Origin of the sequence: uncultured Marinobacter sp., from assembly GCF_963974375.1 — a bacterium.
Lineage (GTDB): Bacteria > Pseudomonadota > Gammaproteobacteria > Pseudomonadales > Oleiphilaceae > Marinobacter.
This window is the reverse complement of sequence record NZ_CAXBDN010000022.1, coordinates 1-20,077: the sequence shown is the minus strand read 5'-3', so window position 1 is coordinate 20,077 and position 20,077 is coordinate 1. Positions and strand designations below refer to the sequence as shown.

Here is a 20,077-nt window from a genome sequence, read left to right as displayed (position 1 = left end):
AGGTCTCCTCAGTGGTGTTGGTGGTCGTTGTGACCGGCATTGGTTGACGGCGTTTGCTCCGGGGCGGTGTCATGGCCACCGTGGCCTCCATGCGCACCTGCGGCCGCATCGGTTTTCAGCGGCTGCATCCGCTCACTGCGGGCATCCGGCAAACCACCACCGACCGCCAGGGACAATGCCGACCGGCCCAGCCAGTAGGCAGCGACTGCATCCACATGATCGCTGGCCAGGCGGAATTCCTCCTGACGATAACCCAGGGTTTCGAACACGTCGTTAATCATGAAGTTGTATCCTTCCAGGCTCAGCTCAACCAACCGCCGTTGCAGCGGAATAATCTGCTGTTCCAGGCGCTCTGCTGCCTGGCGCTCCCGCATCAGCACCAGCAAGGCCCGTCGTACCTGGTGTTCCACTGCAAGCTCCAGCGCCCCTGTCCGGTAGTCGCTCTGGGCCAGCCGGGCTTCTGCTGAGGCCACCGAGGCCTGGCCCTGGTGGAAAATTGGCAACGAAAAGCCCAGCTCCGGACCGAAGTTCCAGCTGCTATCGAACTCACGCTCTGCATTGACTCCAATGTCCAGCGTGTCCAGACCGCGGGTCCGGCCACTGACGGCGCGATCACCGCGATAGCGTTCGGCGAGTTGCCGCACCAGTTGCAGGTCAAGGCGGTTATTGAGCGCCTTGATGACCATGATGTCGGCCTGGAACTACTCCTGCGGCAGGCGTTGCAACTGTTCAGGCAGCTTCAGCCGGCCCCCGTCCCGGATACCCAGATGCGTCGCCAGAGCCCAGCGGGCGCGCTCGGCGTCGATCTTGGCGGTGTCTGCCACCAGGCGAGCCTGAGCCGCCGCCTTGCGCTCCCGGGTCATCTGCTGGTCGGTGATGTTACCGGCGGCGTAAAAACGGCTGGCCAGATCCCGGCGAACGTCTGCGGCTGCAGCCAGTGTGTCTGCCATGGCCGCCTTGTGGCGGGCAGCGACCGCCTCGAAATACGCTTTTTCCGCCATCAGGATGGCTTCACTGACGGTTCGGTTAACGTCAAGCTGGACTTCCCTCAGGCGAGTCTCCGCCACCTGTGTGCGCAGGGATCGGGTAAACAGATCCAGCAGGCTCTGACTGAGGCCGAAATCCAGCTTCCAGGTGCCGCCACCGTCCGGGCGCATGGCTCCGATCCCGAACACCGGATTGCGAATCAGACCAGCCTGCACCCGATCCGCTTCGGCTATTCCCAGACGCGCCAGCTCGCCATGGAGGTCCGGGCTATTCAACAGCGCCAGCCGACGAACGGCTTCGGCTTCGAGGGTGTCGTCAAGAAGACTGTCAACCAGCTGCCTGGCCTCAGCCCGGTCCTGATCAAGCTGTACTTCTTCCGTCAGCCCGGCTCTTTGCTGCAAATCGTTCTGAAGATTGCTGTAGTCCACGTCCGGTACGCTGGCGCAGGCGCCAAGCAATACCACGCTGCCAACCACAGCAAGGGTTCGTGATCTCAAGGTTATTGCTCCTGCCGCTCCCGAGGCCAGACACAAAGCCGGCCATCGGAAACAGTCACAACATGAACAGATGGACCTTCACGACGGTATGCCGCAAAGTCCGCTTCAGCTGCAAATCAGGAGAGTCGTCTGGGAGGGGGACCGGTGAGGTCCAGGTTCGGGGTTTCAGGCAACAGGAGCGCCAGAGCAGGGGGTTCTTTTCCTCCCGCGACAGCAACCGGATCCTGTCCATTGAGTACAATAGCTGACAGCAGGCACTGGCTGCAGTCTGGACAAAGGTCCTGCTGAAGCGTCTGGTCGGTCGCAGCCTGAGGCTGATGATGGGCACCCTTCAGGGCCCGGGTGTGGTGGTCATGATGCAGATCCTCCTCCCCTGCAGCAGGGTGCCCGCCTTCGGCCTGATGGGAATGCTGGACCACCAATGGCAGTCCGGTTTCCGGGCAGAGATCGTGAGCAGGCGGAGTAAAGCCTAACACCGGCAGCGTCAGCAGCAGCATCCACAACACGGCGTTTCTGAGTCGGACAGTGGCGTTCACGTTCGGCCTTGCGCGGGAAACCAGGAGCTGACTCTACCGGGTTTGAGCAGATGGGGAAAGCCTGTTTCCGGCGACAGTTGAGCCTTCATTGCTAACCCGCATACCCCAGCGTCTTGTCCACCCTGTTGAACAGGTCGCCACCCTGATGCCAGCGATCGAAGTTCTCCAGAAACTGATCCGTCAGGGCCCTTTTCCAGCCGATAAAGTCGCCAGACATATGAGGCGTCAGTATCACATTGCCCATGTCCCAGAGCGGATGATCCTTGTCCAGCGGCTCCTGTTCAAACACATCCAGTGCAGCCCCGGCAATTTCCTGGCGGTTCAGGGCATGGATAAGGTCATCGGTCTTCACGATTGGCCCGCGGCCAATGTTGATCAACCGGGCAGTTTCTTTCATGGCCGCAAACGCCTTGCTGTCAAACAGTCCTTCTGTCTGGGGCGTCAGTGGTGCGGCAATGACCACGTAATCTGCCACCGCCAGCTGGTTGTAGATCTGATCCTGGCCGTGCACGGTGACAAAATCCTGGTCACCCGGGCGGGCACTGCGGGCAATGCCGTGGGGTGACATACCTATGGCTTTCACCAGCCGGGCAATCTGGCGGCCAATAGACCCGGCACCCACAATCAGCACCTCCCGGCTTTCCACCTGCTCGGTATCCCGGTGCAACCAGCGGTGCCCGGCCTGCAACCTCAGCGATCGCGGAAAATCCTTGGCGAACATCAGGATGGTGCACAGGACATAGTCAGCAATGGTGCGATCAAAGATTCCACGGGCGTTGGTCACGACCACATCGCTGTCGATCAGCGCCGGAAACATCAACGCGTCCACCCCGGCACTGGTGGCGTGAATCCACTCCAGCTGATCGGCCGCTGGCCAGGCCGCCGCCAGAGCCTCGGTGCGGAAATCTGTCACCATCATTACCCGGGACCCCGGCAGCGACTCGCGAAGGCTTGCTTCGTCGCTGGCAAACCGCACTTCGGCCCTGGCCCTGAGCGCTTCCATGCCGGGGGGTTCAGCTTCGTCCGGCGCGGTCAGCACAGTTATAACGGGTTTATCGTGACGGCTCATATGAGGTGACTCCTGATGCTTGCAATAGTCATACAGACAGCCTGGCCGGCACAATTATCCCGGCTGAATCTGCGGTCTGTCTGATGTCAGTCTGGAGGCTGGCTTCGTTGCGGTCAAACCCGGCTTATAAAGCCATAACTTTGCTTGTACCGCCCAGCCTAAGTGGCTAGTCTGGCTGAAGGCTCATCGTCAAAGCATACCAATGTTTCGCCAGGAGGTTTTTATGGCAGAAGTGGCAAGAGATTCCGGGCAAACCCAGCCGCGCAAGATCAAGTACCGCAAGGCCAAAGCCAGCTGGAACCCCGCCATGCAGGCAATACCGGTGCCGGGAATACGCAGGATGGTGAACCTGGCCGCCACCATGAAGGACGTGATTCACCTCTCCATCGGCCAGCCTGACCTGCCCACTCCGAAACATATCATTGACGCCTACATTGATGCCCTCAATGCAGGCCAGACCGGCTACACCATGGATGCGGGCCTGCCGGAACTGCTGGTAGCACTGCGGGACTATTACAGCGCCCGATACAACCGCAAGCTGACCCGGGACAATATCCTGATCACCAGCGGTGCCACCGAAGCCATGTACCTGGCCATTACCTCCACCGCCCAGCCCGGCCGGCAGTTCATCATTACAGACCCGACGTTTCTGTTGTACGCCCCGCTGATCCGGATGAATGGCGGTGAGGTGAAATACATCCCTACCCGCGCGGAAAACGATCACCAGCTGGACCCTGACGAAGTGATTCAGGCCATGGGGCCAAGGACTTTTGCCATCATCCTGAATTCCCCCAACAACCCCACTGGCGCCGTTTACCCGCGCTCAACCATTGAAGCCATCGTCGAGGAGTGCGCTTACCGTGGTATCCAGATCTTCAGTGATGAGGTTTACGACCACCTGATTTTCGATGAACAGGATTACGCCAGCGTGCTGAACTGCTCGGTGGATCTGGACAACATCATGTGCATCAGCAGCTTCTCGAAGACCTTCAGCATGGCGGGGCTGCGGGTGGGCTGGGTGATTTCAAGCCAGGCCACCATCAAGTCATTGCGCCGGTACCACATGTTCACCACCTCGGTAGCCAATACTCCCGCGCAGTTTGCCGGCGTGGCCGCACTCACCGGTGATCAGCAATGTGTCCGGGATATGGTGGGCATCTACCGGGAACGACGGGACAAAATCGTGGAGCTGATCGACCAGACCCCGCACCTGACCGGCTACAAGCCCGGGGGCGCTTTTTTCGCGTTCCCGAACCTGCCGCCTCACGTGGACGGCTCGGACCTGGCCCTGCGGATGCTGAAAGAGACCGGAGTCTGCACGGTACCGGGCGATGCCTTTGGCGAACACACCAGTAATGCCTTGCGGTTGAGCTTCTCCACGACCTGTGAGCGACTTGAAGAAGCATTCGACCGTATCATTCCCTGGATGGCCAAGCAGAAATTCTGATGTCAGATCTGGCACCTGCGACCATTCAGTGCCCGTATTGCTGGGAAATGCTGAACATCAGCGTCGACCCCAGCTTGCGGGACGCTGAATATGTGGAAGACTGCCAGGTCTGCTGCCAGCCTATCGTGATCCACGCCTGCTTTGATGACTTCAACCAGCTAACGGTAACCGCTGACGCTGAAAACGGTTAACAAGTGCTCATCTTGCAACCGCTTGCCTCAGTTCCTCCGCTACTTCAGACTGTGGCATAACAACCCCACCCGAACACAATGAGAGCCTGCCCCCATGACCCCACGCCTCCTGACTGTAATGGCACTGTTGGCCGTTCTGCTTTCCGGTTGTGCCGGAATGCCCGGCTATGCCATCAATGAAGCCACTCTGGAACGTCACCTCCGGGATGCCTTTCAGGATTTTGACCGGCAGCAGCTTAACGCCCGCTCACCCATCAGCCTGTCGCTGAATGATGCGGACATCACTCTGGGGCCGGATGGCCGAGACGTAGCGGTGATAGATCTGGCCGGTGAAGCCGCAGCCACTTTCCTTGGCGTCCGGCTGCCGGTGAATATTGCTCTGAAGGTAGAAGGTGCTCCGGTGTACGACAGTGAGCAAAAGGCCATTTTCATCCGTCGCCTGAAACTGCTGGACAGTCGGGTGGAATCCCCGCTGCTTGGCAATGCGGACCTCAAACCGGTTACCGACAATGCCATGCGACTGGTCGCTCAGCTGCTCGAAACCGTGCCCATCTATCGCCTGGACGAAACCAATCTTGGTCAGCGGATTCTGGGCATGGCTGGCATGGACATCCGGGTAGCACCAGGAAGACTGGAGTTTTACAAGCCCTGATACACCGCCATTCGGGGACTGGCTTCAGTTCCCGGAAAGTGAGGGGTTGGAGGGATCCAGCTCCATTTGCTGAATGGCAATAACCGCCTGGGTTCGGTTACGCACCCCCAGTTTGCGGAAGACTGCGGTGATGTGAGCCTTGATCGTCGCTTCCGACACGTCCAGATCGTAGGCGATCTGCTTGTTCAGCAAACCTTCCGCCAGCATACCCAGCACCCGAAACTGCTGGGGCGTCAGTGAGGCGAGGCGCTCGGAGAAATCCGTCGTCTCCACCTGCATCCTTTCCAGCTTGTCCGCAACTCCGACCGGCAGCCACACATCCCCTTCCAGCACCGCCTGAATCGCCTCGGTAATCTCCGGCAACGGAGCAGACTTGGGAATAAAGCCGGAGGCGCCGTAATCGATGGAACGACGCATCACCTGCAGCTCCTCGGAACCGGACACCACCACTACCGGCAAACCCGGATATTGCCCGCGCAAGAACACCAGACCGGAGAAGCCATGGGCTCCCGGCATGTTCAGGTCCAGCAGCACCAGGTCGGCATTGGGGTTGGCCTCTACCGCTGCCTGCAGCGACTTGATGCTGTCTACTTCGTTGACGGACGCATCAGGCACCGCCTGACTGACCGCCTGCCGCAGTGCGGCCCGAAACAGCGGGTGATCATCGGCAATAATAATGTGCTGGGCCATTCCGGGGGATTCCTCTGTGACGATATCCGGCCAGGTTCGCCGGTCCGTTGTCGGGCAAGCACGACAAATCCGGGGTTCCTCAAACAACAATGCCCGCCGGGAGACGTATCTCCCGGCGGGCATAATCGTCTTCTGATTTACTCAGAGTCTACTTGAAAGCACGTTGACTGATAAGCTCATCGACAACACCGGGATCTGCCAGTGTCGAAGTGTCACCCAACTGATCATGCTCGTTGGCCGCAATTTTACGCAGAATACGGCGCATGATCTTGCCCGAACGGGTCTTCGGCAGTCCCGGCGCCCACTGAATGACATCCGGTGACGCGATCGGACCAATTTCCTTGCGCACCCATTGCACCAGTTCCTTACGGAGCTCTTCGGTGGGTTCGACGCCCTGAACCACCGTCACGTAAACGTAGATACCCTGGCCCTTGATGTCATGGGGGTAACCTACCACGGCAGCTTCCGCCACCTTGTCGTGGGACACCAGCGCACTTTCAACTTCGGCAGTACCCAGACGGTGCCCGGACACATTGAGCACGTCGTCCACCCGACCGGTGATCCAGTAGTAGTTATCCGCGTCCCGACGGGCACCGTCACCGGTAAAGTACATGCCTTTATACGCGCTGAAATAGGTCTGTTTGAAGCGCGCATGGTCACCATAAATGGTACGCATCTGGCCAGGCCAGCTGTCCAGAATCACCAGATTACCCTCGGCAACGCCTTCGAGAACATTGCCTTCGTTATCCACCAGGGCGGGTTTAACACCAAAGAACGGCAGTGTCGCAGAGCCAGGTTTGAGGTCAAAGGCGCCCGGCAAGGGGGCAATCAGAATGCCACCGGTTTCGGTCTGCCACCAGGTGTCGACGATCGGACACGAGCTGTTGCCGATGACCCGGTGATACCACTCCCAGGCCTCCGGGTTGATGGGCTCACCCACCGAACCCAACAGTTTCAGACTGTCACGGCGGGTGCCGTTCATGCAGGATTCACCCTCGGCCATCAGTGCCCGGATAGCCGTGGGAGCGGTGTAGAGCACGTTGACCTTGTGTTTGTCCACCACCTGCCCCATCCGCGAGCTGTCGGGATAATTAGGCACGCCTTCAAACAGCAGGGTTACCGCACCATTGGCCAGAGGACCGTAAAGAATGTAACTGTGGCCGGTGACCCAGCCAAAGTCGGCCGTACACCAGTAAACATCACCGTCCTTGTAGTCAAAGACGTACTGATGGGTCATGGAGACATAGGTCAGGTAGCCGCCGGTGGTGTGCAGCACACCCTTGGGCGCACCGGTGGACCCGGAGGTGTACAGCATGAACAGGGGATCTTCCGCGCCCATGGGCTCCGGCGGGCACTCCGCCGACGCGGTTTTCATCATGTCTTCGTAACGCACATCGCAGTTTTCGTTCCAGGGCACGTCGCCGCCGGTGCGGCTGACGACCACAACCTTTGCAACGCTGACGTCGTCGTCATGCTTGAGTGCGGCATCGACATTCTTCTTCAGCGGAATCTTGCGGCCACCCCGCAACCCTTCATCGGCGGTGATCACGAAGCGGGACTTGCCGTTGGCAATCCGTGAGGCCAGCGCCTCCGGTGAAAAGCCACCAAACACGACCGAGTGGATCGCGCCAATCCGGGCACAGGCCAGCATGGCCACCGCAGTCTCAACAATCATCGGCATGTAGATGGTGACAACGTCGCCTTTGCTGACGCCCAGGGTTTTCAGGACATTGGCAAACTTGCAGGTTTCTGTGTAAAGCTCACGATAGGTAACGTGGCGGGACTCTGAAGGATCGTCACCCTCGAAAATAATTGCCGTCTGATCCCCACGACTGTCCAGATGGCGGTCAAGACAGTTGGCCGACGCATTCAGCACACCATCTTCAAACCATTTGATGGAGAGATTGTCGTAGTCAAACGTGGTGTTCTTGACTCTGGTGAAAGGCTTGATCCAGTCCAGTCTCTTGCCATGCTCGCCCCAGAAGGCATCCGGCTCCTCTATGGACTGGCGGTACATCTGATCGTATTGCTCGCGATTGATCAGCGCCTGCTGGGCAAAATCCGGATCTACCGGGTATAACTTGCTGTCGGTCATCTTCTCCCCCTTTCAGAGTCTGTTTCTGAGTTGTCAGAATTGTTGGAACAGAACTTTATGATGCCATTACCTGGCGGCATCCGGGGAGTAATCCATGTCGGTGCGGGTCAGACCAGCTCAAGTCAAACCAACCAGAGTCGCGCCAAACCGAACCAGGCTACCCGGAGCCTGACGGCAAAGCGAGCCAGCCAAAACAAGCAGGACCACTCCCCTGTGAAGCGGATGCCCCTATAACAACACGGGTACCCCGCAGGTTGAATTAGACCAACGTACTACTGCTACAAGTCTTTTGAAAGAGGGAGCCGAAGGTGCAGAACAAAACACCCGCGTAACGGGTGTTTTGCGGGTGTTTTGAAATACTGAAATTTACGCGGCCACTGCCGTTCTGCGCTCGCGGCGGGCACGCAGGCTGTAGACCCGGCGTTCGCCCAGACCGTACCGGTTGAGACCGCCCAGATGGGTCTTGCGCAAATAGGTTTCCCAGCCAATCTTGCGGGGGTCAACCGGGAACAAGGCCTGATCCGTAAGGCCCATGCGCCCTGCCAACGCCATCAGCCTGGCGTTACTGAAGATGTAATTCGGTGATGTGTAGAAACCAAAGATGGTCGCCAGGGCACGGGTGGTATCAAGATTCCGTAACAGCTTGAGATCCCGGCCATGACCCGCCAGCCTCATCACCTTGTTGGCCAGCGACAGCGGTACCCGAATACCGTTAACCGTTGCGTCGAACAGCACGCGATTCACGGCAATGAACGGTTTGGTGGGCTGCCGGCTAAACAGCTTGTCGTAGGCCTGATAGTTTTCACGGGCCTCGTCCATCAGGTGGTCGATAAACTCGCCAAGCGAGATCGGGTTGAGCGAACCACTGCAGCACTGGTAAATACGGCGGCCGGTCTCTTCGGTCAGAATCTCGGCGGAGGCCAGCAACAGACTGTTGGCCACCAGATCCACCGGTATAACGTCTATCACTCCGTTGCGGTCACCGGGAAACACCGTCACTTTCTCTCGGGCGTAGGCCAGAATAATGGCGTCCGCCACCTTCACGCCTTCGATCCAGCCCGCCACCGGCTCTGCCAGCGCACTTTCGATAATGGACGGACGCACGATCGTCAGACTCTGATCCTGCAGCGATTCCATCAGACGCTGTTCACCGAGCCACTTGGTGAAGGTGTAGGTATCACTCCAGCCATAATGATTGGCTTCACGGATGCCCAGCTCCACCAGCTTTTTCTCAAGCATCTTGCCGGCGTACCTGGAGCGGACGTCGGTAATCTTGTCCTGCAACAGACGGATCAGACTCCCGGTTTCATACCAGCCCCCGGCGTTGCGAGGGATGTCCGCACCGGCCGGTTTGATCACATCTTCAGATATCTCACCGCTGTTCATACCGTTGACATAACAGGTGGAAACCTGGACAACCGGGATATTGCCGGCCCGGCGGGCAAACACCGCAACATTATCAAGGCACAGGGTATTGATGGACAGCGCCTTGTCGAGCTCTTCCCGGAAATTGACGCTGGCAGCGGAATTGATGACCAGGTCAACCCGGCCTGCCAGGGCTTCATACTCATCGTCACTGAGGCCAAACCGCGGACGGGTCAGCTCGCCGGTAACGCAATGGACCCGCGTTTCAAGAAACTGGTCAAACCCGGCGATATCTTCAGCTCGCAGATAATCAAAGACATTGGCGCTGGCAATCTCACTGAAAAAACGCTCACGCCCATTGGGATGACGGGCATTGCCCCGCACCAGCAAGTAGATTCCACCGATATCGGGAACACTGCGGATCAGTTTTTCAAGTACAGCCTTGCCCAGAAATCCGGTAGTTCCGGTGATCAATACATGCTTGCCGCGCAAGGCTGAGCGGACTGCAGAATCAGGATCTCCTGTCTGGGAGGTAGGTAGGGTCATCAGTTGAACTCCTTCTCGTAAAATTTCGGAGCCTGAACCGGTCACGTTCGAAGGCTCGTCGGGGCGTCCCTGAGTGTCACAGTGTCCCGGCGTTCCGTGAGCAGTCGCTCACCGGGAAAGCGATGGCGGCATCATGTCGCAGCGCAACCGCCTCGTTGCCAGGACAATCTGCACGAAACGGGCCAGTTTCCGAAACGCCGATCCCTGCAGAACCACAGCAAGGCAGATCAAACAGAAGTGATAGTGGTAAGGCCAGGATGTGCAGTCTGTCACAGGCACCGTGACAGTATGACGACAATTGACAGAAAAAAAATGTCTACTTAATGATCGTAACCGGACGGTAACCCTGACAGAAACTGATCAACCGATACCTCCGGCGACTGCTCGCGCAATACGCCCAACAGGGCCTGCTGCGTTCCGTAACGGGACTCATCGTAGGCTGGTCCATCCGGTTCAGGCGACCCGGATGACGGGGGTGACAGGGGACCAGATGCGGGGCCTGCCTCCTCCGGCAGACCATCAGCGATGCCCGCGATCAGTGCAGCTGCCTGTCTCAGCGCCTCACTTCGGAGCGCCGGTTCAGCCGGGTTCGCCGCCAGCAACTGGTCAACCAGGTCAAACAGCTGACGGCAATGCACTACCGGGCTGGCAAAACGATCCGACGCCGGACCGGCTTCGCCGGACACACTGGCGGACGAGGGTGCCACGGGCAGGTCTGGTGTCGACGTGGCTTCGGCTTCCCGCTCCGCCAGGGCAGCGTCAGCAGCTTGCCGGGTGCGATGATGCCAGTAGGCCGCAAATCCGGATTTTCGGGGCGGCATTCTTGCCAGATGAACTTCCAGCATTTCCGCCAGTGTCAGAAACTGACGACAGGACGGATCAGTCTCCGCAAGGGTTGCGACTGGGCGCTGTACTTCCACGGAATGGCGCAGGGTCTCATCGCGCCAGACCGCGCCCAGGTAGTCGACATCCATCGCCAGATGACGGCGGACGGCGCCGGAAAAACGCCGGTAAACCTCCCGGGCCTGACTGGCGCCACGGGCCATATTGACAATAACACCCGGGGTACGTTTGTAGCCCCTGGAGCACTCGCAGCAAGGAGAAGGCATCGGTAAGCGATGCCGGGTCAGGGGTAATAATCACACAGGCCAGCATGGCCGTGGCCACCATGTGCAGCGCAGTGGGCTGCAATCCCGACGCGGTGTCAATCAGAATCAGATCGTATCGTTTCTCCAGAGTTGCCAGGTCCCGCAGGACCGGAAACGCTTCATCGCGGCCGAGATCCATGCAGCGCTCAACCCCCGAGGCTCCGGGAATCACGTGCAGACCAAAATCAGCTTTCATGATGACGTCGTCAAACGTGCACTGCCCGGCCAGCACCTGCTCCAGGGTTTTCGAGGGGTATTGACCGAGAAGGATACTGACATTGGCCAGATCGGTGTCGCCGTCCAGCAACAAGACCTTCTGTCCACGACGGGCAAAACTGAGGGCAAGATTGACAGCCACCGAGGTTTTCCCGACACCGCCCTTGCCACCGGTAATCGCGACGATGCGGGGCTGGCGCAACCCGGAAGATCTGAGCGGAAGGCCGGAATCCGATGTTGGATCAAACCTGACTGTGGAATGTTCTGCCATCATTGGTTGGCGACTACCGTGTCTCTGCGGCCGGAAAGGACGTGCTGTGCAGCCCGTATTTTTACAGGATTTTCAAGCCGACAGCCAAAAAATCTTACGACATGTACAAAAATTCGGCAGAAATACTTTGATATGTCACTTTTATTGTCTACTCTAAGTTCCTGTTGAATATGAGAACCAGCGCATGGATTACTGGGAATGGTGATATCTGCCGATCAGCAGCTGCCGACACTGCCTGAAGTACACTTACGGGCTCTGGAAGCCTGTCGTCGCGACGACAGCTACCGGAGCATCAGTGACATTATCAACAGTGACACAGCCCTGACCGGTCGCGTACTCAGTCTCGCCAACTCTGCCGCATTCCAGCGCATTGAACCCGCCCAGAGTATTGAGCAGGCGTTGCTACGCCTGGGTACAGACCGGCTACATACCTTTGTGCTGACCGCCGCGTTGCAGCAGCTGTTGTTCGAAATGGGCAAAGGCCACTGGCAGCAGCTGCAGGGCTTCTGGCGCCAGTCACTGGGTGCCGCCCTGATGGCCAAGGCGCTGGCCCGGCTTACCCGTTATCAGGCTCTGGATCTGGCATTTCTGACAGGCATGCTGCATAACGCAGGTGCGTTGCTGAAGCTTGACCAGCAACTTCAGGGACAGGTTCCGGATGATCATGATACCGTACCGGAACTGAGTGCCCGCCTGGCCGAAGCCTGGGCTCTTGGCCCGGAAGTTGCTGAAGCGCTGCGCTATCAGGACACCGACGAAACGCTGCGCGATCATACCCACAGCAGTCATCTGACCCGACTGATTGCGGTGGCGGCGCGCCTGATGATTTCTGAATCGGCAGGCCTGACACTGGCCGCCCGGGCGTTCCGGTTGAACGAAGAGCTGACCGCCGAGATTCTTGTCAGAATCCGCAACGAGACAGCGCAACTGGCGGAATCACTCGGTATTGCAGCGGCAGCCGTTTACGACGGCGAAGCCAGCACCAGAGCACTGACTGTCAGGGCTGTCCGGGATCTGCTGGCCAGCCGGTCTGACCCGGCGCCAATGGGTCCGGACCTGCTGGAGTTACGGCGACAGGTGCACGAGATCAGTAACCCGCTGACCGTGGTGAGGCAGTACATCTTTCAGCTTCGCAACCGGCTGGAAGACCCCCAGAGCCAGGATCACCTGGACATTGTCAATGACGAGCTGGAACGGGCGACGACATTGCTGGCTCAGCTGGCCAGAACTCCTGAAACCCAGGCCGAGTGTCGCGTGGGCGCCGAACTGAATGAAGAAATAGAGGCCGTTTGCCGGATTCTGGAAAATGGCCTGTTCCGGCAGACCGGAACCCGGCTTACACTGGCCTTGAGCGAGCAACTGCCAGACCTGCAGACACCGGCAGCACCGCTGCGCCAGATTCTGCTGAATCTGCTGCGCAATGGGGCTGAGTGCCAGAGCCAACCGGTAGAAATCACCGTCACCACGGTATTTCCGGTATGGCAACAGGACCGGGAATGGGTGGAGCTGACCATTGCCGACAATGGCCCGGGGCTTCCGGCCAGGGTTCAGCAATCCCTGTTCGAGCCGGTACAATCCGGCAAGGGACCCGGCCATAGCGGCCTGGGTCTGAGTATCGTGAAACAGCTCATTGATGACATGGAGGGCATCATCAGCTGCCAGAGCAGTACCGCCGGAACCCGGTTCCGGATCCTGCTGCCGGTGGCAATCAGCAGTCTGTAGCCGCAATCAGGGCCACAGGTGGTTATGATTCAAAACAGACGGGTAAACCGCGATGATCAAGGCAGTGCCAGCTGAGCGTTTCCAGAAAACCCAGCGTATTCTGGTAGCCGATGACAACCCTCGCCTGCTCCAAAGCCTGGCCGAACTGCTGCGACAGCAGGGCTATGACACGGTGGCAGCCAACGGTGGCCAGGAAGCCTGTGACATCCTCTGTACACAGAGCTTTGATCTGGCGATGATTGATCTGAACATGCCTGAGGTCGACGGTTTTGATGTCATGGATGCCATCCATCGCCAGCAACCGGATTGCGCCCTGATTGTGGTCAGCGGTGAAACCTCTTTCCGCACGGTCAGTCGCGCGTTACGCCGTGGTGCCGCCGACTACATCCGCAAACCCTTTGATCCGGATGAGCTGCTTGCCACCCTTGACAACGTCATGGGCAAACAATCGTTGTTGCGGGCCCATGACCATGTACAGCGCCGTCTGGAACATTCGGAATCCCTGCATCGCTATATCGTCAACAGCTCGCCGGACATTGTGTTCATGCTGGACAGCGATGGCCGCTTCTGCTTCCTCAACCGCAAGGTGGAAAACCTGCTGGGCCACCGCCACTCGGAACTGATCGGCCGTGATTTCCGGATTCTGCTGGACCAGGAAGATGCCCTGCGCAGCAGCCACGCACTCAAGGATCCGGGCATCACCGCAGAGCGGCCAGTATCCTTCGAGGTGCGGTTACGGACGGCTGGGAGCCTTGCTGCCAACCGGCATTTCGAGATAACCGCTTTCCCTATCGATCAGCAGACCTGGAACGGCTCAGAAAACGCCGATGAACAGTACCTGAGCCGTCATGCCCGTTTTTATGGCACCGCCCGGGATATCACCGAACGCAAGGAAGCCGAAGCTTTTATCAGTTTTCAGGCCTATCACGATCTGCTGACACGACTCCCGAACCGGGCCCTGTTCCGGGACCGGCTCAACCTGGCCATGACCCAGGCCCGCCGCAACAGTGAGAGCCTGGCGGTCATGTTCCTGGATCTTGATCGCTTCAAGATCATTAACGACACCCTCGGCCACTCCATGGGTGACCGCCTGCTGCAGGCCGTCACCCAGCGCCTGGAGCGATGTCTGCGCAAAGGCGACACCCTGTCCCGGTTCGGTGGCGACGAGTTTACCTTGCTGCTGCCCACGTTACCGGGACGGGAGGAAGCGGCCCGGATCGCCACCAAACTGATTGACACCCTGAAAGCCCCTTTCCGCCTCGACAACCACGACATATTTATCGGCGTCAGTATTGGCATCGCCCTGTTCCCGGAGGCCGGTGAACACCTGGAAACCCTGATCCGCAACGCCGATATCGCCATGTACAACGTCAAGGCCCGGGGCAAGGACGGTTACTGTTTCTTTGACCCCAGTATGTCCGTCGACACCGCAAACCGGCTTGATATGGAACGGGATCTGCGCCGGGCGCTGGCAGAAGGTGAAATGAAGGTTCACTACCAGCCCCAGATCTGCCTCGGTACTGGCCGGGTGTCTGGCCTTGAGGCACTGGTGCGCTGGGAGCATCCCATCAGGGGACTGCTTTACCCGGCCGAGTTTCTGCCCCTGGCATCCGAAACCAACCTGATTTCAGAGCTCAGCCAACAGGTGCTGACCCAGGCCTGCGAAGAGGCGGGGCGCTGGATACGGTCCGGTAACGCCGACCTGCGGCTCGCGGTCAACCTGTCACCTATCCAGCTTGAACACCCGGGCTTTGTGGATAATCTGATGTCGCAGTTGCGAACGCTCGGTTTCCCCCCGGCCAATCTGGAAATAGAGATCACCGAAAACGTGATCATGAATGACCTTGAACAGGTGAGCCAGAAACTGAGAGAACTGGCCGGACAGGGTATCCGGATTGCGATCGATGACTTTGGCACCGGATACTCCTCCCTTAATTACCTGCACCACCTGCCCATTCATACCCTGAAAATCGACCGGTCATTCGTTCAGGACATACGCTCGGGCAATGACGGTGCCTGCATTGTGAACGCCATTGTTGCCATGGCTCATGGCTTGCGCCTCGAGATCGTTGCCGAAGGCGTGGAGAATCAGGAGCAACTGGATTATCTGGCCGACCTGGGCTGTGAACACGTCCAGGGCTACTACTGTGGCAAACCCCAGCCGGCCGAGGTGGTGCAGGCTCTGCTGGCAAGAGAAGTGACCAGGGCGGCTGTCTGAGCTCAGGCGGCAATCCGCATCGTCATATGGGACCAGGCACGCAACCGTGACCTGTCAGAAACGAATCGATACCCGGGGGCCTGTCACCACTGAACACACAGTTGTGATGACCAAAAGCCGCAGGTCGTGCCAGCATGTCATCACTGAACCCCGCCCGGTGCAATAACCAGGCGGCACGACGACTGATAGCCTCGCCGGAATCAACCCAGAAGCGAACTTCCGGCAACAACACCGCAAGCTGCTCCAGAATCAGTGGGTAATGGGTACAACCCAACACCACGGTATCAACACCCGCATCCCGGAAGGGTTGCAATGCCAATGACAGCTCCGCTTCCGGCAGCGAATGTCCCCGGGTCCAGTGTTCGATCCACAGTACAAGTTCAGCGTGACCGATACGCTCAACCAGGCAGTCGCTGGCGTAGTCTTCAACAAGGTCGTCAAGATAACTCCGCCGAATTGTGGCCGGTGTAGCCAATACACCAATACGACGGTTGACTGACATTTGCGCGGCCGGCTTTATCGCCGGGACCACACCCACCACCGGCACCGATATGGCAGCCCTGAGCGCCGGCAGCGCCACCGTACTGGCAGTATTGCAGGCAACCACCACAACATCCGCCGGATACCGGGCAAGCTGTTCACCGATCAGCCCCACCGTGCGGGCAATCACCGTGGCCTCCGGCTGGTTGCCGTAGGGAAAGCCCACGTTATCGGCCAGGAAGGTAAGCATGACCCCGGGCATCTGCTGGCGAATACAGGCGCCGACACTCAGCCCGCCAACGCCCGAATCGAACACCAGCACCCGTGCCGTCAACTCAGCATTTCCTGCTTGAGTTGTCGGATCAGGCGGCCCGCGATGGTGGTTTCCGGCGGCACCGGAGGATGATCATCCGGCAAAAACCAGTCGGCTTCAGCCAGCTCGTCTTCCTGCAGTACCAGGTCTCCGGATTCATAGTCGGCGAAATACCCCAGCATCAGCTGATGGGGAAACGGCCAGGGTTGCGAGGTGGCATAACGCACGTTACTGACCTTCAGACCAGTCTCCTCCATGACTTCCCGGGCCACCGCCTGCTCTGCGCTTTCACCGGGTTCAACAAAACCGGCAATCAGACTGAAGAAATGATGACGGATGCGGGAGGAGCGAGCCAGCAGAAAGCGATCGCCACGGCGAATCAGCACAATCACACACGGCGCCAACCGTGGATAGAAGGGAATACCGCAGGGCTCGCAGAAGCGGGCACGCTCGGCCGGATGAAAACCAGTTGGATGACCACAGCGACCACAAAAGCGGTGATCATGCCACCACTGCATGACCTGTGAGGCCAGATTCAGCAGGTCAGCCGGAGCATCCGGTTCATTGATCAGAGCGTCCCGCAATGACACCGGGCTGGCCTGATACAGCAGAAATCCGGGATCCAGCGGACCGGCGTACAGCGCACGGCCGTCCAGAGTACCCACAAAAACCGGTTCCTCGCCATCGGGAACAGCACCCTCTGCGGCTCCCCAGCGATGGATCCAGCCTTCTTCGGGGCGCCAGATGTCCGGCCCGTTAATGGCAATGTAGCCGTCGTTTGCCTCAGGAGCCTTACGGGACCAGCCCGGAATCCAGTTCTGCATGCTAACCGCCTGTGCTGCTATGGGGAAAACGCCCCGGGCGAAAGAAAACGCCTGCGCGGGCAAAGCTCCAAATGTAGCATAATGGGCCGGTGCGCATACACTGATGCGAACACCTGTCACGGTTAGCCTGGTCCGGGTCCAGATCTGCCTTTGCGGGCAGGCATCAAGACAGTACACTTGAGCCCCGTTTCAAATCGAGGTGACGCTGCATGGGATTGTTTTCCGGTCTGCTGACAATTCTGCGTAAGATCCTGTTCCTGTGGGTCCGGACCCGGGTGATGGGTGCCGACGAATCCGAGCTGAAGCTGGACCCGGACAAACCGGTCTGTTACATCATGCAGTACAGTTCCCTGTCGAGCCGCCTGGTGCTTGAGCAGGAAGTTCGCAAGGCCGGATTGCCGGCCGCCAGCGAGCCCCTTGGAATCAACCATGGGCCGTCCCAGTCGTTCTGTTTTCTTTACAAACGAACCACCGGATTGCTTGGTCGCCGGCAGACCCCGGTCATGACGTCACAGATGCAGGCGTTGATTGACCTTGCCCTGGAGGATCCCACCCTGGATGTCCAGCTGGTACCGGTATCGCTGTTCTGGGGCCGGTCTCCGGATAAGGAAAAGTCACTGCTGAAGCTGATCCTGTCTGACACCTGGACCGTGGTGGGACGCTTCCAGAAACTGTTGATCATTCTGCTTCATGGCCGTAATGCCCTGGTTCGTTTCGGCGAACCCCTGTCCCTCGCAGAGAGCGTTCAGGAGCATCGGAAAAGCCGGCAAAGAGCCACCCGCAAGACCGCCCGCATCCTGCGCACCCATTTTCGCCGGGTCCGGCAGGCTGTGCTGGGGCCTGACCTGTCCCACCGGCGGACCCTGGTAGCCGACCTGATCCGCACCCCCGCCGTGCGCGAAGCCATTCGCGAAACCGCCCGCAAGAACGACATTCACCCGGACAAAGTGCGGCTGAAAGCGCGGGATTATGGCAATGAAATCGCCTCCAGCATGTCAATTGTCACCATTCGCGTCATGGAAGTGCTGCTGAGCTGGCTCTGGAACCGGTTATACAAGGGGGTTCAGGTCAACAATATCCGCGAGGTGCAGCAGGTCGCCGAAGACAATGCCGTGGTTTACGTCCCCTGCCACCGCTCGCACATTGACTATCTGTTGCTGTCCTACGTGCTTTACCAGAACGGTCTGATGCCCCCCCACATTGCCGCCGGCATCAACCTCAACATGCCGCTGGTGGGGCCCATACTGAGACGCGGTGGCGCCTTCTTCATGCGCCGCAGCTTCAAGGACAACCCGCTCTATGCCGCGGTCTTCAATGAATATGTTCATACCATGTTCTCCCGGGGATACTCCGTGGAGTACTTTGTCGAAGGCGGGCGAAGCCGCACCGGGCGCATGCTTCAGCCACGTCCGGGCATGCTGTCCATGACCGTTCGCAGCTTTCTTCGAGACCATCAGAAACCCATCAAACTGGTACCGGTCTACATTGGCTACGAAAAAATCATGGAGGGTCGTTCCTATCTGGGCGAGCTCCGCGGCAAGGCCAAGAAAAAAGAGAGCGTTGTCGGACTTGCCAAAACCGCCGGCAAACTGACCAGTTCGTTTGGCAAGGTTTCGCTCAACTTTGGCAGTGCGATTGACCTGTCGTCGCTGCTGGACGAGGTTCAGCCCGGCTGGCAGGCGCAGAGCTACGACGCCCATCACCGACCGCCCTGGCTGGAGCAGGCGGTGGACACCCTGGCAACCGAAGTGGCAACCCGCATCAACGCGGCAGTGGCCGTTAACCCGGTCACCCTCGTCGCAACGGTGCTGCTGGCAACCGAGCGCCTGGCCATGGATGAACGCCAACTGGCCCGGCTGCTGGATGGCTTTGCGGCACTGCTGCGATCGCATCCCTATGCCGACACGGTCACCATGCCAGAGGGCAAGGGTGCCGACTGGATCCACTACTGCGAACAGATGGGCCTGGTCGGACGTCACCCCCAGAAACTGGGCGATATTGTTGGTCTGGACGATACCAATGCCATTCTGATGACCTACTATCGCAACAATATCCAGCACCTGTTTGCAGTACCGGCACTGATTGCGTGTCTGTTCGAGAATTGTTCGTCCATGGGACGTGACAAAGTGATATTTCTGGCCAGCGCCATCTACCCCTACCTTCGCTCCGAGCTTTTCCTGCAATACCCGGATGACCAGGTAGAAAGCGAAATTGACCGCTGGCTGGACACCCTGGTGGAATCCGGCATTCTGGGCACCGACGGGGTCCGGATCACCGGGCCTGGCGAAGGCACAGCGGCCCGCCTCGAACTGCATACCCTGTCGCGTTTCATCATCCAGACCCTTGAGCGCTATTACATCGCCATCGCCACCCTGCGCAAGCATGGACCAGGCACTCTGACCGCCGCAGAACTTGAAGACCAGAGCACGCTGATGGCGGAACGAATGTCGATTCTGTTCGGATTGAACGCACCGGAATTCTTCGACAAGGCACTGTTCCGCAACTTCATTGGCAATCTGCAGAATAACGGGGTTATCAGTCAGGATGAGAACGGACGTCTGAGTTATACCCAGGCGCTGGAGGATGTGTCGGAAGATGCCAGGGTAGTGCTGAGTGTCGAGAAACGACAGGCCATCGCCGAGGTTACCCGCTTGGGGAGCTGACGAAACAGCGGGCCGAAGGCCGTCACGCAACGGTTCAGGTTCGCGGCAGTCCCTGCAAGGTATAGACATCATAGCGGCTGCTCTTGCCTTCCACCGCCATGGTGGGCTTCGGGCCGGCAATCCCGGGTGCCCGGCGGGCGCGCTTCA

At 58.9% G+C, this 20,077-nt stretch carries 17 protein-coding genes and 1 pseudogene; 6 read left to right on the top strand and 12 right to left on the bottom strand.

What is annotated here, in order from left to right:
- Window positions 1–8: 8 nt before the first annotated feature.
- The 4 genes from AAC035_RS03405 to AAC035_RS03390 all read right to left on the bottom strand — a co-directional run bounded on the left by AAC035_RS03405 (window position 9) and on the right by AAC035_RS03390 (window position 3,089).
- Window positions 9–686, bottom strand: coding sequence for a TolC family protein (locus AAC035_RS03405; RefSeq protein ID WP_339799946.1), 678 nt, complete (start codon window positions 684–686; stop codon window positions 9–11).
- Window positions 687–701: 15 nt separating this feature from the next.
- On the bottom strand, window positions 702–1,484 hold the full coding sequence (locus AAC035_RS03400; protein ID WP_339799945.1) for a TolC family protein: 783 nt from the start codon (window positions 1,482–1,484) through the stop codon (window positions 702–704).
- 116 nt (window positions 1,485–1,600) lie between these two features.
- Window positions 1,601–2,020, bottom strand: a complete 420-nt coding sequence (locus AAC035_RS03395; protein ID WP_339799943.1) for a hypothetical protein — start codon at window positions 2,018–2,020, stop codon at window positions 1,601–1,603.
- Between the two features lie 91 nt (window positions 2,021–2,111).
- Window positions 2,112–3,089 (bottom strand): D-2-hydroxyacid dehydrogenase, encoded by a 978-nt coding sequence (locus AAC035_RS03390; RefSeq protein ID WP_339799942.1) that lies wholly within the window; start codon window positions 3,087–3,089, stop codon window positions 2,112–2,114.
- A 223-nt stretch (window positions 3,090–3,312) separates the two neighbouring features.
- Here AAC035_RS03390 and AAC035_RS03385 point away from each other — a divergent pair, with 223 nt between their 5' ends.
- The 3 genes from AAC035_RS03385 (at window position 3,313) to AAC035_RS03375 (ending at window position 5,379) form a co-directional block, all read left to right on the top strand.
- Complete coding sequence (locus tag AAC035_RS03385) at window positions 3,313–4,536, top strand: pyridoxal phosphate-dependent aminotransferase (protein WP_339799940.1); 1,224 nt, start codon at window positions 3,313–3,315, stop codon at window positions 4,534–4,536.
- On the top strand, window positions 4,536–4,727 hold the full coding sequence (locus AAC035_RS03380) for a CPXCG motif-containing cysteine-rich protein (protein WP_339799938.1): 192 nt from the start codon (window positions 4,536–4,538) through the stop codon (window positions 4,725–4,727). The genes AAC035_RS03385 and AAC035_RS03380 overlap by 1 nt, the downstream gene beginning before the upstream one ends.
- Window positions 4,728–4,821: 94 nt before the next feature.
- Window positions 4,822–5,379, top strand: a complete 558-nt coding sequence (locus tag AAC035_RS03375) for a DUF1439 domain-containing protein (protein WP_339799936.1) — start codon at window positions 4,822–4,824, stop codon at window positions 5,377–5,379.
- Window positions 5,380–5,403: 24 nt separating this feature from the next.
- Here the strand turns inward: AAC035_RS03375 and AAC035_RS03370 are convergent, their stop codons facing one another.
- The 5 genes from AAC035_RS03370 to AAC035_RS03350 form a co-directional block, all read right to left on the bottom strand.
- Entirely contained in the window at window positions 5,404–6,069 is a 666-nt protein-coding gene (locus tag AAC035_RS03370; protein ID WP_339799934.1) for a response regulator transcription factor, read from the bottom strand.
- Window positions 6,070–6,217: 148 nt separating this feature from the next.
- Window positions 6,218–8,164, bottom strand: a complete 1,947-nt coding sequence (gene acs, locus AAC035_RS03365) for an acetate--CoA ligase (RefSeq protein WP_339799932.1) — start codon at window positions 8,162–8,164, stop codon at window positions 6,218–6,220.
- A gap of 366 nt (window positions 8,165–8,530) precedes the next feature.
- Window positions 8,531–10,075, bottom strand: coding sequence for a fatty acyl-CoA reductase (locus AAC035_RS03360; RefSeq protein WP_339799931.1), 1,545 nt, complete (start codon window positions 10,073–10,075; stop codon window positions 8,531–8,533).
- A gap of 320 nt (window positions 10,076–10,395) precedes the next feature.
- Window positions 10,396–11,121 carry a hypothetical protein gene (locus AAC035_RS03355; protein WP_339799929.1) on the bottom strand — a complete coding sequence of 242 codons (726 nt, stop codon included), beginning with the start codon at window positions 11,119–11,121 and terminating at the stop codon, window positions 10,396–10,398.
- Complete coding sequence (locus AAC035_RS03350) at window positions 11,012–11,713, bottom strand: AAA family ATPase (RefSeq protein WP_339799928.1); 702 nt, start codon at window positions 11,711–11,713, stop codon at window positions 11,012–11,014. Before AAC035_RS03350 ends, AAC035_RS03355 begins: the two co-directional genes overlap by 110 nt.
- Window positions 11,714–11,908: 195 nt before the next feature.
- On the opposite strand from AAC035_RS03350, the gene AAC035_RS03345 reads away from it, so the two are divergent.
- Entirely contained in the window at window positions 11,909–13,432 is a 1,524-nt protein-coding gene (locus tag AAC035_RS03345) for an HDOD domain-containing protein (RefSeq protein WP_339799926.1), read from the top strand.
- A 52-nt stretch (window positions 13,433–13,484) separates the two neighbouring features.
- Complete coding sequence (locus AAC035_RS03340) at window positions 13,485–15,650, top strand: EAL domain-containing protein (RefSeq protein ID WP_339799924.1); 2,166 nt, start codon at window positions 13,485–13,487, stop codon at window positions 15,648–15,650.
- A 22-nt stretch (window positions 15,651–15,672) separates the two neighbouring features.
- On the opposite strand, the gene murI is transcribed toward AAC035_RS03340, so the two are convergent.
- The gene (gene murI, locus AAC035_RS03335; protein ID WP_339799922.1) at window positions 15,673–16,464 is read right to left on the bottom strand and encodes a glutamate racemase; all 792 of its coding nucleotides are present in this window, start codon (window positions 16,462–16,464) and stop codon (window positions 15,673–15,675) included.
- The gene (nudC, locus tag AAC035_RS03330; protein WP_339799920.1) at window positions 16,461–17,267 is read right to left on the bottom strand and encodes an NAD(+) diphosphatase; all 807 of its coding nucleotides are present in this window, start codon (window positions 17,265–17,267) and stop codon (window positions 16,461–16,463) included. The genes murI and nudC overlap by 4 nt, the downstream gene beginning before the upstream one ends.
- Before the next feature lie 209 nt (window positions 17,268–17,476).
- On the opposite strand from nudC, the gene plsB reads away from it, so the two are divergent.
- Window positions 17,477–19,930: a glycerol-3-phosphate 1-O-acyltransferase PlsB gene (plsB, locus tag AAC035_RS03325; RefSeq protein WP_339799918.1), complete on the top strand. Its 2,454-nt coding sequence runs from the start codon at window positions 17,477–17,479 to the stop codon at window positions 19,928–19,930.
- A 34-nt stretch (window positions 19,931–19,964) separates the two neighbouring features.
- On the opposite strand, the pseudogene AAC035_RS03320 reads toward plsB, so the two are convergent.
- A pseudogene (locus tag AAC035_RS03320) lies at window positions 19,965–20,077 on the bottom strand (SAM-dependent methyltransferase); the annotation flags it as partial.

What these genes read in the sequence shown, in the direction of transcription:
- AAC035_RS03355 (WP_339799929.1), bottom strand. Translation starts at nt 11,121, where the DNA reads ATGGCCCGTGGCGCCAGTCAGGCCCGGGAGGTTTACCGGCGTTTTTCC.
- acs (WP_339799932.1), bottom strand. Translation starts at nt 8,164, where the DNA reads ATGACCGACAGCAAGTTATACCCGGTAGATCCGGATTTTGCCCAGCAG.
- plsB (WP_339799918.1), top strand. Translation starts at nt 17,477, where the DNA reads ATGGGATTGTTTTCCGGTCTGCTGACAATTCTGCGTAAGATCCTGTTC.
- AAC035_RS03375 (WP_339799936.1), top strand. Translation starts at nt 4,822, where the DNA reads ATGACCCCACGCCTCCTGACTGTAATGGCACTGTTGGCCGTTCTGCTT.
- AAC035_RS03405 (WP_339799946.1), bottom strand. Translation starts at nt 686, where the DNA reads ATGGTCATCAAGGCGCTCAATAACCGCCTTGACCTGCAACTGGTGCGG.
- AAC035_RS03345 (WP_339799926.1), top strand. Translation starts at nt 11,909, where the DNA reads ATGGTGATATCTGCCGATCAGCAGCTGCCGACACTGCCTGAAGTACAC.
- AAC035_RS03390 (WP_339799942.1), bottom strand. Translation starts at nt 3,089, where the DNA reads ATGAGCCGTCACGATAAACCCGTTATAACTGTGCTGACCGCGCCGGAC.
- AAC035_RS03360 (WP_339799931.1), bottom strand. Translation starts at nt 10,075, where the DNA reads ATGACCCTACCTACCTCCCAGACAGGAGATCCTGATTCTGCAGTCCGC.
- AAC035_RS03340 (WP_339799924.1), top strand. Translation starts at nt 13,485, where the DNA reads ATGATCAAGGCAGTGCCAGCTGAGCGTTTCCAGAAAACCCAGCGTATT.
- AAC035_RS03350 (WP_339799928.1), bottom strand. Translation starts at nt 11,713, where the DNA reads ATGATGGCAGAACATTCCACAGTCAGGTTTGATCCAACATCGGATTCC.
- AAC035_RS03380 (WP_339799938.1), top strand. Translation starts at nt 4,536, where the DNA reads ATGTCAGATCTGGCACCTGCGACCATTCAGTGCCCGTATTGCTGGGAA.
- nudC (WP_339799920.1), bottom strand. Translation starts at nt 17,267, where the DNA reads ATGCAGAACTGGATTCCGGGCTGGTCCCGTAAGGCTCCTGAGGCAAAC.
- AAC035_RS03370 (WP_339799934.1), bottom strand. Translation starts at nt 6,069, where the DNA reads ATGGCCCAGCACATTATTATTGCCGATGATCACCCGCTGTTTCGGGCC.
- AAC035_RS03385 (WP_339799940.1), top strand. Translation starts at nt 3,313, where the DNA reads ATGGCAGAAGTGGCAAGAGATTCCGGGCAAACCCAGCCGCGCAAGATC.